A 14,129-nucleotide genomic window follows, 5' to 3' on the forward strand; every position below is an offset into this window, starting at 1 on the left:
CTATATAATTTATCATAAACAGCTTAAATAATCAAGTAAAATTTTTCTAGGCTTTAAACATTGCTCTTATCGATATTTTGAAATCTCTGACATTGTCAATTTGAAATGAGATTATCTTTGAGATTCTTTTAAATATAGTTTATAAGACGTTTCTATTTACCCATAAAACGAGAGAGCATCTTCATTTGCTTCTGCATTTTTTCGTATTGGCTTAAAAGACGGTTCACGTCTGTTGTAGAGGTACCCGATCCTTCAGCAATACGACGCTTGCGTGTAGAACGAATAATTTTAGGATTGTTACGTTCTTCCGGAGTCATACTTAAAATCATTGCCTCAGTTTTTTTCATTGTACTTGATGCATCTGCGTCATCAATTTGACCTGCTAATTGATTCGCTCCTGGCATCATTTTCATTAGACCTGATAATGGACCCATTTTTGAAACTTGTTGTAATTGAATAAGCATATCATCAAGTGTAAATTGACCCTTCATCATGCGTTCCGCTGAACGTTCAGAAGCTTCGATATCCATTTTTTCTTGCGCTTTTTCTACAAGACTTACGATATCACCCATCCCTAAAATACGAGAAGCGGTACGATCTGGATAAAACTCATCCAACTCATCAATACCTTCCCCAACCCCAACACACTTTACGGGAACTTGAGTCATGTATCGTACTGAGAGAATCGAACCACCACGCGAATCACCATCAAATTTAGTAGCAACAAGACCTGTAATGTTGAGTTTTTCTTTAAATCCATTCGCAACATGAATAACATCTTGACCACTCATTGCATCAACACTTAATAGAATTTCATCTGGTTTTGTTAGCGATTGAATATCGACAAGTTGTTGCATTAATGCTTCATCAATTTGTAATCGACCTGCAGTATCAATGAGAATAAGATCGAAATCCTTACCGTGTGCAAGCGCATTTTTTACCACTTCAACTGGGGTGCTGTTTTCTTGCGCATATACTTCCACACCGATTTGTGTTCCCAGGATTTTCAGCTGTTCAATTGCAGCAGGACGCGCTAAGTCTGCGGCAACCAACAAGACTTTTTTTCCTTCTTTGTTGAGCTTGTTTGCAATTTTCGCAATTGTCGTTGTTTTCCCTGAACCTTGCAAACCAACCATAATTAAAATTCCGGGTTTTTGATTAAAGCTAAGTTCGGATTTTTCTTCACCTAAAATCTCAATTAATTTGTCATTCACAATCTTGACAAACATTTGTGAAGGTTCAACATCGCGCGTCACTTTAATTCCAAGCGCTTCGTTGCGCGTATGTTCTAACAGTTCATTAATTACTTCTAAACTTACATCTGCTTCTAAAAGTGAAATTCGAATCTCACTTAATGCATCGGTAATATTTTTTTCGGAAAGTTTCCCCTTTCCGGTCATATTTCTAAATGTATCTTGTAATCGGTTTGTTAAATTATCGAATGCCATAACTTCCTCCTATAAGAACGATGGTGTATCTTCTTGTTTTTTCTTTGTAACTTCTACTACTTCGATGTTTTTAATTGCTTCATCAACCAGCGGATCAATATCAAGTCCCTCTTCAAAACGTAAAATCTTGTCCCCATGCGGTTTTGTTGTAGGGTTTTTCGGTGTAAAGATTGTACAGCAATCTTCAAATGGCAATATTGATGTTTCATAGGTATCAATCTTACGTGCGAGGTCAATTATCTCTACCTTATCATAAGTAATGAGAGGGCCTAAGATCGGTAATGTCACAATATTTGTGATTTCTTTCATACTATGTAGTGTTTGTGATGCAACTTGACCAAGACTTTCACCATTGGCAATTGCAAGACAATTACGACGGAATGCAAGACGTTCCGCAATACGAAGCATGAAACGACGCATCATCGTAATGGCATAACTCTCTGGAACTTTTTTATAAATTTCCAGTTGAACATCAGTAAAAGGGACTACATTAATACGAATGTGATCTTGGTAATTTGTAAGTTGTTGGGCAAGGTCCATAACTTTCTTTTGCGCCTCGTCAGAAGTGTATGGCGGTGATGCAAAGTGGATTGCTTCAATACGAACCCCACGCTTCATCATCAAGTAAGCAGCGACCGGCGAATCAATTACCCCCGAAAGCATCACCATAACTTTACCTTGAATCCCTACTGGATATCCACCAGCACCTTCAACGCGCCCCATCATGATATATGCTGAGTCACTTCGAACTTCAATGATAATCCCCACATCAGGCTTACGAACATCCACTTTGAATTCTGTTGTTTGTAAGATTTTGGTTGCAACATGGCGATTAATAACGTCAGAAATATGTTCATAGGATTTGTCATGACGACGAGCAATCACTTTAAACGTCGATTTGCCTTCTTCTTTTTGAATCATTTCTGCAGCGACATTCGCAATAACATCCAAATCTCGCTCAAGTTTAACTGCAAGTGAAAAGGAACTTAAACCAAACACATGGCGCAGTTCATCACTAACAGCCAATCCATCTTCTCCATTTAAAGTAATATACAGACGATCGTATGTCTCACGATACGTTAGATTCGGAAATGCTACCAATTGCGAACGAACATTACGCACCAATTGTGCCGTAAAATTACGTCGGTTTTTCCCTTTTGTTGAAAGTTCACCATAACGGCAAACAATAAATTCATAGTTAGTGTTGTACATAATTTTTTATCTCCAATATTGTTTCACAAACTTTTTCGAGTTCTTCCATTGTCGTTAGGTGTGATAAACTGATGCGAACACTTGTAAGTGCGCATGTTTCATCACAGCCCATGGCTTTTAATACATGAGAAGGTTCCAACGACTTCGAATTACACGTACTCTGTGCTGATACGTATATGCCTTTTGCATTTAAGCCATTCATCATTATTTCCGATCCAACATTTAAAACTGACATATTAAAGATATACGGTGAACCGTGAATATCTGAGTTAATGTGGATGTTTTCCATTCCATCGAAAGTATCGTATAAAATTTATTCATGCGTATTATATCATTAAATGGGCGTTTGTGGTCCTCAACTGCCAATCGGAGTGTTTTCGCCCACAAAATTGCGGAAACATTATCTAAAGTTCCTCCACGCAATCCACCTTCTTGCTGTCCCCCATTAATCAGTGACAAACACTTAACATTTGCTTTTTTAACGAGCAATCCACTCCCCTTCAAACCATAAATTTTATGTGCAGAATAAGAAACACTATCAATTTGTTTCATGGGAAAATCATGGCGAGCGAGCGCTTGAACACCGTCAATATGAACATACGCACTCGAATATTTTTTCGTTATACGCGCCACTTCTTGAACATCGGTAATACTTCCAACTTCATTGTTAACAGCCATAACTGTGACAAGAACTGTATCTTTTCGAAGTTTTGCTTCAATTCATCAAGTGAGATACATCCTGTTGTATCAACACTGAGATAATCAACTTCAAATCCAAATTCATCTTTTAATTGTTGCACAGCACCATGACGGGGCTGTGTTCAACACATGTTGTGATGATATGTTTACCACGATGACGGTTTGCAAGGGCAATTCCCTTAATTGCAGTACTGTTTGATTCACTGGCTCCAGACGTGAAAAAAATCTCATGAGGGAGTACACCAAGCATTTTTGCTAATGCATCACGAGATTGCACTACAAGATCAGACACACGCTGGCAACCATAATGAAGTGAATCAGCATTTTCGTAATATTTTTCCATAATCACGAACGCATCCTTCAAAATTTCTGGACGCGTCGGTGTTGTACTTGAATAATCTAAATAAATTGGTTTATCGTGCGCTTTTTGCATTGTCACGAATCATCTCCTCATAAGCCGTATTCGGTCTATATCGATCAATAGAATTAATGATTGTAGTCAAACTCTGTGTATAATCACCACTATTGAAGGATAACTCTGCACGGGTTAATTCGGCATCGATATCGGGAACAAAAGCTCTAAATTTGTTTGCATAAACAATTGCATTTTCACACATGTCGACTACACCCACCAAGTTATTGACGTTGTTGTGTAGTTTGTAGATATAATCGATTGCCTCATCAACTGTAGCGTTTAAGAGTTTAACATCGATTACATCTTGACCTAGCATTTCTTTCACTTGATCAGTATATTTATAAGCACGTTCTAAATCCGAAGCATATTTATCGGAAATCGAAGGTAATGAACGTTTTTGAATTCTTACTTGAACATCATTAATGATAAGATGGAGCTTAAGTAATTGCTTCGTTGCGCGCACTTCATCTGCATTCGCACGTTCTACTTTTTCATTCATGGCAAGATACTCATCTTTAAGCATTGAAACATCTTGACCAAGTTCTTGCAGCGAAATAAGAATCGTTGAGGCCGGGATTTTTTCTTCCTCGATCATTCTTGAAACCTTCACACCGGATTCACTAAATTCTTGAATGCGTTGTGAGAATACGCCAACATTTTCAGTATACCCGTCGAAATTAAAACGCGTCTCAACTTTATGTGCATCCTTGCACATCTTACTGATGCTATCCACAAGAAACTCTAAGTTCTCAAACACTTCTTCACTTAACGCATCAACCTCACGTTGTGCTTTGTCTTCTTTTTGAATTGAGAGGGCAAGTTGTTCAAGTCGCTTTTGACTTTCCTTAAGACTCGTCCGTGACTTTTCAATTTCGCCTTGACCAATATTAATCAAGTCATCTTTAAGGATCTCACTTAAAACACCAATGTTTTTAGGAACTTCAAGATGCTCTACAAAAACTCCGTTCTGACGAACACCTTGATAAAGTTTTGAGACTTCATCCAGCAATTGTGGAATTAATCCTTTAGCGTGCTCATAAAGTTTGGGAATCTCTGTAATTTTAATTTCTAGATCATCAATTGAAGCACGTGTCTCTTCACTGATTTCCTGCGCTTTCATGAAATCAGATGCATACATCCATTCTTCAAAAACCGAAAAGTTTTGTTCAATTTCTTTAATTTGATCTTCAATTGTCGGGAATGCATCCCCCAATCCCGATGTATTTTCAATCGCATTTTTTTTCAATTCTCTAAATCGATCTTTTAATGTTGTAATCTCCATGCGTTGACGTGTTTCTTGCTCGAGTAACGTTTCGAGATTATCATTTAGGGAAACCGTCTGTTCCATGGATTCAGTAATCAATACATCCAAACGTGTTAAGTGTTTTGAAGCTTCTTTTAGTTTCCCAAATGCAAGTGCATCTTCAGAATCTGCAAGTGCATCTGAAATTTCTTCTTGACGTGTATTGATCTCACTAAACTCCGCCTTGCACTCTGAAACTTTTTTCTCAACATCCGGGTTTAATTTAGCCAACCCATTTGCTTTGTTTATTTTGAACAACACAGGAATACTCATAAGCTCGTTGTATCGCACCTCTAAGGTTTCAAAGGCTTTATTCAATCGACGTTTTTTAGCCATACGTATGTAGACAAAAACCACAATGATTAACAGCACTAGGACAACAGCAATTATATATTTGTAGTCATTCATAAACTTTAATATCATCTGAAAATTCATACGTTCACCTCGTTGAATTTATTGTACCATAGATAGCTTAGTTCTTAAATGTGTTTCGTTGACTTTTCACCTCAATTTAGGTATATTATATAAGCGTCATATTTTTAGTGCAGCACGCAAAGTTATTAGCCACGTGTTTATCCCGCGGCAGGAATCAAAGTACCTACGCTGTACAGGGAAACGATTATAGATAAACTCAACTATTAATAATTTGTGGAACTCGCTAATGACATATTAGGAGGTCAGTATTATGGCAAGAATTAAAGGTCCAGTTTGGAAAAAAGCACGTCGTTTAAGTTTCTCAATCCTCGAAACAGGTGAAGAGCTACAACGTCGCGATTATGCACCAGGACAACATGGTAAAGCACGTCGTCCAAAATTATCAAACTACGGTTTACAATTACGTGAGAAACAACGTATTCGTTATACATATGGAGTTACTGAAAAACAATTCTATAACACATTCAAAAAAGCTTCAAAACTTGAAGGTGTTGCAGGTCACAACTTCTTATTCATGTTAGAATCACGTTTAGATAACGTTGTATACCGCATGAACTTATCACGCACACGTCGTGGAGCGCGTCAATTAGTTAACCATGGTCATATCTTAGTAGATGGAAAAAAAGTTGATATTCCTTCATACATTGTAAAACCTGGTCAAACAATTGAAGTTAAAGAATCTTCACGTTCAATGGCAGCAATCAAAGATGCTTTAGAAGCTAATGTATCAATGGTTGATTATGTTACATTTGACAAAGATAAATTCAAAGGTGAATACAAACGTTTACCAGAACGTAGCGAATTAAACCAAGAAATTAATGAAGCATTAGTTGTTGAATTCTACAACCGTTAATCTTCATAATCCTAAAACTTCCCCAATGAGGAAGTTTTTTTTATGAGTATTTGAACACAAAGAAAAAACCATTCAATTGGAACTGACCTAGTTCCTTGGGACTAAAGAAAAAACCAAGTTAGGATGAAGTTAACCGATAATTTACGGGAGATTGATATCCTAGCTTTTCTTGTATTCGATTTTCATTGTAATATTTTAAATAGTTTATCACAGTTTGTGATACAATTTCAGTAGAACCCTTTAGTTCTGGGTTTAATTCGAATGTTTTACACTTTAGCGAGGCATGAAACGATTCGATAGGAGCATTATCAGCGGGTGTACCCTTACGGGACATACTCATGGTAATGCTTTTATTTTTTACTTTGAGTTGATACTTTTTTGATGTATAGACACTCCCTTGATCAGAATGAAGAATACATGGCTGAACGATATCCGGAAGTTGATTTAATGTATCAACCACACATTCTAGGTTTTGTCTGTCACTCAATGTAGACGCAATAATCTCACCATTATATAAATCCATGATCGTAGATAAATAGAGCATCTTATGGCCATAAGGGATGTAAGTGATATCTGTCACCAATTTCTCTAGAGGACGTAGTGATTTAAAGTCGCGATTAATGATATTGGGCATAATGATCTTCGGATTTTGTTTTCGATACCGTTTGACCTTAACACGGCATTGACATTGGTGTTTCTGCATTATCTTTTGAACAGTGTTCTTATTGATAATTCTTTCTTTTCGAATTAATGCAGTTATTTTTCGATATCCATAACGAAATTTATTTTCTTTACAAAGTTCAATTACTAATGCTTCATTGACAGAATAATTATTAGACTCTAGTTGCTCTTTTTTAGTCCAACGGTAATACGTTGACTTAGGTACCCCAAAAAGATTCAAGATATCTTTAAGAGATACAGTGTTGCGATACTCTTCAACGAGCTTGATGATTATTTCAGGAACCACATCCTTTCTCTTTCAAATACTTTTAATAGTTCAATTTGTTGCTCCAAAGATTTAATTCTAAGTCTTTGTGTTTCTTCGACCGTGTCTCCTTCAGGCCCTTTTCCAAAAGTATATTGCTTGCCTACAGGTTGAGAAAATCGATAGTGTTCACCATTTCGATACCATCTCCACCATGTTTTGACTTGTGTTACATTTTTTATTCCAAGTTCAGTCTGAATAAACCTGCTTGAGTAGCCTGCCAATTTCATTTCTATAACTTTCATCTTTGTCTCATAGCTATGCATAGTTCGTGTTCCCATATAAAAAACCTCCTATATTGAACTATTTTACAATAATTCTCATACAAGAGGTTTTTTTCTTTAGTCCCACGGAACTAGGTCAGTTCCATTATTTAGAATGGTTTTCTTTAAATCGTATGCTACTCATCGTCTTCTTCGGTTTTATCTACTACTTCTTCTTTTTTAGGTTCCTCTTTTTTTGAATCATCTTTATTGGATTTGGATTCCTCTTTTTTAGGTTCCTCATATTTTAATTTAAACTGAATAAACTCTCGTTGTGTTTCAAGTTTTGTATTATTACGCCATGAAACCAGAATATTCAATGTTACTTCTGGAACATCCACTTCCCCAGCAAGACTGATCCCACCCATATAGTTACGATCTTTTCGAACTTGCCCTGGAACTAAATTATATTCCGAATCAAAAATACCCGCAGTTGGCATCATTTTATCCGCATGGTAATCTTCGTTGTTTTCTAGAACAACAATTTCTACACCATACATGGCAATCTTTGGCTTATCAATCACAACGCCATAGACATATAAATCTTCATGTTTTTCAATGGTCGCCGAAATATCAAAGAAACGTGATGACTCAACAAAACGGTCATTATCGTTAATTGCATTCCAATAAGACTCATACCGTTTCAATTTTTCAGTATAGAGTTTTTTTTCATTCACTGAACACCCTGTTAACAACATCATGCTCAAGAGTACCAAAAATAGTTTTTTCATATTATACCTCTTACGATTTAGTTTGTGTGGTTAAAGATATGATACGTCTTCTTACCGCGGCGTACAACGGTCACTTCTTTACCAATTGCATTTTCCTTAGAAACGACAAAATTTGTATCCCTCACAACTTCGCCATTTACGCGAATTGCTCCACCTTCAATGAGCTGACGTGCTTCACGCTTGCTTGGACATACTTTAGTATTAACCAGTAACTCAACAATATTTTCATCAGCCGTTACTTCAATGGATGCACTGTCTGCAAACACTTGACGAATTTGGTCAACGGTTAGCTCTTGTACATTACCTGAAAAGAGTGCGTTGGTGACACGTTCTGCCATTGCAAGACCTTCCTTACCGAAGACAACTTCTGTTAATTCCTTTGCAAGTTCCTTTTGCGCAAGTCTTAAATGTGGTTCTTTAATAAATGACGCTTCGATTGCTTGAATTTCTTCAACACTCTTAAACGAAAGACGTTTTAAGAAATCAATCACATCGTCATCACTTGTATTAATGAAGAATTGATAGAAACTATAAGCATCCGTACGGTTTTCATCCAACCAGATATTTTGACCTTCACTCTTACCGAATTTTGTGCCATCTGATTTCATGATTAAGTGTGAGGTAATACCAAATACTTCAGCTTCGGGCCCTTCAACCTTACGAATTAGATCTGCACCACTAACAAGGTTTCCCCATTGATCAGACCCACCAATTTGTAGTTCAATACCATAGTTTTTGTATAAATGAAGGAAATCAATCGATTGTAAGATTGTATATGAGAATTCTGTAAAAGAAATTCCAGTGCTTAAACGCTTTGCAATCGTATCTTTTGCCAACATATTACTTACGCTGAAAAATTTACCATAATCCCGTAAGAAATCAAGAACGGTTAAATCTCCCAGCCAATCACGATTGTTTACAATCGTAACTGGATTATTATCACTTGAGAGAATACGTTCAATCTGAGCCCCAATACCATCTACATTTTTTTGTAAGTCTGCATCATCGAGCATTGAGCGTTCTGTTGTAGGACGTGGGTCACCAATCATCCCGGTTGCGCCTCCAACCAATGCAATTGGCTTATGGCCTTGCATTTGGTAACGCTTTAATAAAATTAGTTGTTGAAGATGACCGACATGGAGGGAATCCGCAGTTGGATCAAACCCACAATATAGCGTAATTGGCTGCTCTAATCGTTTTTCCAACGCTTCATAATTGGTAACATCCTTAACAAGACCACGCCAGTTTAATTCTTCTAAAAAATTCATTTTCTTTTCCACCTTTATTTTTCTTGTGTATCAAATAACATTTTAATTTTTAAATAATATCGTTGCATAATATCAAGCATGCATGTGACCGCTAAAAGCGTTGTCGCATCATGAGGATATATATACCCAGATGCACAAAACTTATCAAGCTCTGGCCACTTATCTTCTTTAAAAATCAAGTTCTTAGCTAAAAATTGTGTTTTTAATAATGCTTGTTCTCCATTATGCATTAAAACCGCTTGATCATCATGACGACTCATAATATAGAGTAACGTTGATGTAATCGATTTATTTTTTTGTAAGAACGGAACGTATTGATTAAATACTTCGCGCATTCCGTTATTTAAGATTTCATAGCGCTTCGGTTCCTCAGTGAACATATTATTCTGAGTAAACCCTTCACTTATTTTTTTAATTTGTTTCGTTATATCTGCATAGCCTCGTGAATTAATAAATGCAAACATTACTGTGCTGGTAATGAATACGGTATAGTGGTAGGATTGCTGATTTAAAACGGCACGTTGAATCTTCGTTTCAACTTCGTTTTGGAAACGAGCAATATCAACCGTACTTGTGCTATTCACTGAGAATATCCGTTGCATTTCATCTTTGTATGTACGAACAAGATGAATAAACTTTTCGAAATTCATTTGTTCATTACTGCCACGATAATTGGGACCATACATACCAAACCCCATTGTTTTGGTAAATGAACTCACATACCCATAAACTAAGATGTTCGACAGAATTGTCTGTTTATCACCTTTTACAATATAACCTTCAACTCGTTTAGTATAATTATCAATGTATTTTGGATCTTCTACAATATCATTCATCAATTCTTCAAGCGAGGACTTATAGTAGTCATCAAGTCTATTTTTATATCCCAGCGCTTCACGGGTCGACTTTTGATCACAATCGAACACATCACTATCAATTGCAAATCCTAATGGATGGTGATCTTCATAGTGAACCAAAATATCTTTGACCGTTTTTGCGCTTTCGTCCAGTTTAATGTAGAACATTAGTCCTTCTTCATCAAACGTATACGACCAAGATTCCATATTGAATCGTTCCCAAAGCTCAAAAAAGATGGTGAATACTGCATAGGACACAATGTTACGTTGGCGATCTTCCCCCGCAAAAGACCCACCTAAAACAAGGAGGGATCCATCCTGCCCTTCAATCATACTTTTCATGATACCATTACGTTTTTCACGTAACTCACGAATTGATTCAGATGTTAATTGAACAATATTCATAATAATACCTCTTTCAACATATAATATTCTACCATGAAATCATCGTTTAAGGTAATGTAAAACTCAAAGAGCCATAAAAAAAGGCAATACGCCTTTTTTTCGGAAAAATATTATTTAACAAGGGAAATCTGTAACCATATTTATTTTTAAGGAGAAGAAATATAGTCATTGTAAACAAAATGTTTACGTGTATAGAATACAAAAACATTATGGTATGAATTCGCCGAAACTGTGTTAATTTGTGTGAGCCGGTTTAAAGATAGAAATCATGACTGTAGGAACCACCATAATGGCTCCGAAAATAAAGATAACCGTTTGAATTGGCATCTGTTCAACGAGAATCCCTGAGACAAGTGGTGTAATGATTGCCGAGAATCCAATACTCATTGAAATCGAGAACATCTGTGCTGTTGAACGTAAATGACTTGGTGATTCTCTAAAAATTAGATCTTTTTGTGCCACCAGAATAAGTGGGAATGTGATTGCTTGAAGTGTTGATAGGACAATAATTTGGAACACAGATGTCGCCATGCCATAGGTTATCATTCGAATGATCATAATCATACTGGAAAAAACCATTAAGTTTTTGCCACCGTATTTTTTCAGTAGGGCGCCCCCCACTAACATCAGTGGAATCTCACTGAGTGCCTCCACAAACCATTTTACCCCAACATCTTGAGCATTACCCCCAAGATGAAACATATAATCCGTAATGGTAATTGAATCCACATTGATTACAAAATAGGTCAGTGTAAAACAAGAACCAAATACATGTAACGTTTATTCGTGAAAGTACTTTTAAATCTTTAAAACTGAGTGTCGTCGCCACACCATCCCGACTTTGTTTGGACGCATCTTCAAGTTTAAAAGAATAAAAAATAACCACAAAACTTAAAATGCCAGACAAATATCCTAATGATGCATAACCATAGCGATGGATAAAAAATCCAGACACGAGAGATGCTAAGGCCCACCCAAGCGAACCAAAACTCCGAATAAAGCTAAATTGATGATAAATGCCATCAACTTCCAACCCCCATGTCTCAAAAAGATTCGAAAGAATTCGAACAACACCTGCCATCGTTCCTAATAAGAAGAAGTGATAATAAAAATTATGTATATTTATACAGTAGGAAAGCATCCCTGTTGCCGCTAAAATAAATGTTCCGTAGATAAAAAAGCGCTTAATCGTTCCAAATCGATCACATAAATAACCGGATAGAATTTGGCCTACCATCGCAATGATGGCTAGAAAAGAAAGAATAAGTCCCCGTTGTGATGCCGAATAACCAAGATGCGTTAAAAAGGGCACTACTTGTGGAAATAACAATCCATGTGAAGCATACATCAAAAACATAACAGCACTAAAATTGATAATCTTTGATTTATTAGACATTTTTATACCTCATACACTCTAAGCCTCATTATACCATTTATTTCTCTAATGTTTTCACCAATTGGGCCAAAAAAACCCTAATCGCGATTAGGGTTCATAATTGCATTTTCAGTAATAATAACATCACAACGAATATCATGATCTTGTTGGAATGGAATATCTGTTTCTTGAAACGAATACGCAACACCAATTTTTATTGCATTAATACCTTTAAGAAAACGATCATAATAACCGCCACCATAACCAATACGATAACCTTGTCTATTAAAAGCAACCATGGGTACGATTACCACATCAATTTCATCTGCTGAAATTTTATGATTGGTTGTGGGTTCAAGAATCCCCATCACCCCAGGTTGTAACTGTTCAAAACCTGTTATCGCGTAGAAGTCCATCGATTCCCCTTTAATTTTAGGCAAACAAATTGTATAGCGATCATCCCAAAATAACGTTTCCATCATTCCATAAGTATCCACTTCATGATTAAATGCAGCATAAAGTGCAATTGTTTGATGCACTTCTAAACGATCCATTACAGCATTATGAATTACGCTATCCCAGGGAGCACGCATCAGCACATCGTATTGCTTGCGCTTCTCTAAGACTCCCTGAGCAATCGTTTTTTTATCCAACAGAGCCTTCCATCTCCATTTTCATAAGTTGATTTAATTCAACCGCATATTCCATCGGTAATTCCCGAGTAAAGGGTTCCAAAAATCCCATAATAATCGTTTCAGACGCTTGTTCTTCACTTAATCCCCGACTCATAAGATAGAAAAGTTCTTCTTCAGAAATCTTCGACACACGCGCTTCGTGTTCAATGATGGACGCATTGGTATCGACAACATTGACTGGCATGGTATCACTCATAGAAAGCGGATCTAGTATCAACGTATCACACTCAATTTTAGTTTTCGCATTTATTGAATTTTTATCATGGTGCACAATACCTCGATAATTCACAGTACCACCATTGCGTGATACTGATTTTGAGATAATCGTACTTTGAGTATTGGGTGCTTTATGAATCATTTTCGCTCCAGCGTCTTGCCATTGATTAGCCCCCGCAACAGCAATAGAGATGGTCATACCTTTAGCATATTCTCCAATTAAAACACACGAAGGATATTTCATAGTTATATAAGCACCAATATTACCATCAATCCACTCCATCATTCCGTGTGCCTCAACTTGGGCACGCTTTGTGACAAGATTATAAACATTTGATGACCAATTTTGGATGGTCGTATAACGACATTTGGCATTTTTATGAACAAATATCTCCACGACTGCAGCATGCATTGCATCTTTTTTGTAAATCGGTGCTGTACACCCTTCAACATAATGCACATCGGCGCCTTCATCCACTATAATCATGGTTCGTTCAAACTGCCCCATTTGCTCAGCATTAATTCTAAAATAGGACTGCAATGGTTTATCCAATGTTACTCCTTTTGGAATATAGATAAACGATCCTCCAGACCATACCGCTGTATTCAATGCCGCAAACTTATTATCATTGTAAGGTACAAGCTTTCCAAAATATTCCTTTACAATTTCAGGATGTTCGCGCAATCCCGTATCCATATCAAAAATAAAACCCTTTAGATTCCACTTCCTGAAGCATGCTTGCATAAACGACTTCGGAATCATATTGAGTCGCCACACCTGATAAATATTTAGCTTCTGCTTCTGGAATTCCAAGACGATCAAAGTATTGCGAATTTCTTCAGGAACATCCTCCACGTGCGCTCCACTTGGTCACTCGCACGCAAGAAATAGATGTATTCATCAAAATCTACCTTAGAAAGATCTGCACCCCATGAAGGCATTTTTTGCTCCTTAAAGGATTCATAAGC

17 protein-coding genes are annotated in these 14,129 nt (G+C 36.7%); 1 reads left to right on the top strand and 16 read right to left on the bottom strand.

Features of this window, described 5'->3' with window-relative positions; all coding sequences use genetic code 11:
• Positions 1–152: 152 nt before the first annotated feature.
• From ffh to EEI45_RS07250, 7 genes are read right to left on the bottom strand one after another with little or no spacing between them, the layout of a single operon-like run.
• Entirely contained in the window at positions 153–1,448 is a 1,296-nt protein-coding gene (ffh, locus tag EEI45_RS07235; protein WP_125164715.1) for a signal recognition particle protein, read from the bottom strand.
• Between the two features lie 9 nt (positions 1,449–1,457).
• Positions 1,458–2,660, bottom strand: a complete 1,203-nt coding sequence (thiI, locus tag EEI45_RS07240; RefSeq protein WP_125164716.1) for a tRNA uracil 4-sulfurtransferase ThiI — start codon at positions 2,658–2,660, stop codon at positions 1,458–1,460.
• On the bottom strand, positions 2,647–2,895 hold the full coding sequence (locus EEI45_RS09550) for a hypothetical protein (RefSeq protein WP_228410303.1): 249 nt from the start codon (positions 2,893–2,895) through the stop codon (positions 2,647–2,649). Before EEI45_RS09550 ends, thiI begins: the two co-directional genes overlap by 14 nt.
• Positions 2,883–3,338: an aminotransferase class V-fold PLP-dependent enzyme gene (locus EEI45_RS09555; RefSeq protein ID WP_228410304.1), complete on the bottom strand. Its 456-nt coding sequence runs from the start codon at positions 3,336–3,338 to the stop codon at positions 2,883–2,885. Before EEI45_RS09555 ends, EEI45_RS09550 begins: the two co-directional genes overlap by 13 nt.
• The gene (locus EEI45_RS09560; protein WP_228410305.1) at positions 3,281–3,460 is read right to left on the bottom strand and encodes a hypothetical protein; all 180 of its coding nucleotides are present in this window, start codon (positions 3,458–3,460) and stop codon (positions 3,281–3,283) included. Before EEI45_RS09560 ends, EEI45_RS09555 begins: the two co-directional genes overlap by 58 nt.
• Entirely contained in the window at positions 3,448–3,792 is a 345-nt protein-coding gene (locus EEI45_RS09565; RefSeq protein ID WP_228410306.1) for an aminotransferase class V-fold PLP-dependent enzyme, read from the bottom strand. The genes EEI45_RS09560 and EEI45_RS09565 overlap by 13 nt, the downstream gene beginning before the upstream one ends.
• Positions 3,773–5,512, bottom strand: coding sequence for a septation ring formation regulator EzrA (locus EEI45_RS07250; RefSeq protein WP_125164717.1), 1,740 nt, complete (start codon positions 5,510–5,512; stop codon positions 3,773–3,775). Before EEI45_RS07250 ends, EEI45_RS09565 begins: the two co-directional genes overlap by 20 nt.
• 250 nt (positions 5,513–5,762) lie before the next feature.
• On the opposite strand from EEI45_RS07250, the gene rpsD reads away from it, so the two are divergent.
• Positions 5,763–6,365 (top strand): 30S ribosomal protein S4, encoded by a 603-nt coding sequence (gene rpsD, locus EEI45_RS07255; protein ID WP_123171693.1) that lies wholly within the window; start codon positions 5,763–5,765, stop codon positions 6,363–6,365.
• 118 nt (positions 6,366–6,483) lie between these two features.
• Here the strand turns inward: rpsD and EEI45_RS07260 are convergent.
• The 9 genes from EEI45_RS07260 to EEI45_RS09990 form a co-directional block, all read right to left on the bottom strand.
• Positions 6,484–7,631, bottom strand: a protein-coding gene (locus tag EEI45_RS07260) for an IS3-like element ISErh1 family transposase (protein WP_407644010.1) whose coding sequence is annotated in 2 segments (ribosomal slippage) — positions 6,484–7,343 and positions 7,343–7,631 — 1,149 coding nt in all. Because the reading frame shifts where the segments join, the coding sequence is not laid out codon by codon here.
• 119 nt (positions 7,632–7,750) lie between these two features.
• Positions 7,751–8,344 carry a membrane lipoprotein lipid attachment site-containing protein gene (locus EEI45_RS07265; RefSeq protein ID WP_125164718.1) on the bottom strand — a complete coding sequence of 198 codons (594 nt, stop codon included), beginning with the start codon at positions 8,342–8,344 and terminating at the stop codon, positions 7,751–7,753.
• A 17-nt stretch (positions 8,345–8,361) separates the two neighbouring features.
• Positions 8,362–9,612: a tyrosine--tRNA ligase gene (tyrS, locus tag EEI45_RS07270; RefSeq protein WP_125164719.1), complete on the bottom strand. Its 1,251-nt coding sequence runs from the start codon at positions 9,610–9,612 to the stop codon at positions 8,362–8,364.
• A 14-nt stretch (positions 9,613–9,626) separates the two neighbouring features.
• On the bottom strand, positions 9,627–10,874 hold the full coding sequence (locus EEI45_RS07275) for a citrate lyase holo-[acyl-carrier protein] synthase (protein ID WP_125164720.1): 1,248 nt from the start codon (positions 10,872–10,874) through the stop codon (positions 9,627–9,629).
• Between the two features lie 234 nt (positions 10,875–11,108).
• Complete coding sequence (locus EEI45_RS09980) at positions 11,109–11,576, bottom strand: MFS transporter (protein ID WP_267128114.1); 468 nt, start codon at positions 11,574–11,576, stop codon at positions 11,109–11,111.
• On the bottom strand, positions 11,557–12,270 hold the full coding sequence (locus EEI45_RS09985) for an MFS transporter (protein ID WP_267128115.1): 714 nt from the start codon (positions 12,268–12,270) through the stop codon (positions 11,557–11,559). Before EEI45_RS09985 ends, EEI45_RS09980 begins: the two co-directional genes overlap by 20 nt.
• A gap of 77 nt (positions 12,271–12,347) precedes the next feature.
• The gene (locus tag EEI45_RS07285; RefSeq protein ID WP_125164721.1) at positions 12,348–12,902 is read right to left on the bottom strand and encodes a 5-formyltetrahydrofolate cyclo-ligase; all 555 of its coding nucleotides are present in this window, start codon (positions 12,900–12,902) and stop codon (positions 12,348–12,350) included.
• Positions 12,895–14,016, bottom strand: coding sequence for a Fe-S cluster assembly protein SufB (sufB, locus tag EEI45_RS07290; protein WP_228410307.1), 1,122 nt, complete (start codon positions 14,014–14,016; stop codon positions 12,895–12,897). Before sufB ends, EEI45_RS07285 begins: the two co-directional genes overlap by 8 nt.
• Positions 13,980–14,102 (bottom strand): hypothetical protein, encoded by a 123-nt coding sequence (locus EEI45_RS09990; protein WP_267128178.1) that lies wholly within the window; start codon positions 14,100–14,102, stop codon positions 13,980–13,982. The genes sufB and EEI45_RS09990 overlap by 37 nt, the downstream gene beginning before the upstream one ends.
• Positions 14,103–14,129: the final 27 nt, after the last annotated feature.

Origin of the sequence: Erysipelothrix piscisicarius, from assembly GCF_003931795.1 — a bacterium.
GTDB lineage: Bacteria > Bacillota_I > Bacilli_A > Erysipelotrichales > Erysipelotrichaceae > Erysipelothrix > Erysipelothrix piscisicarius.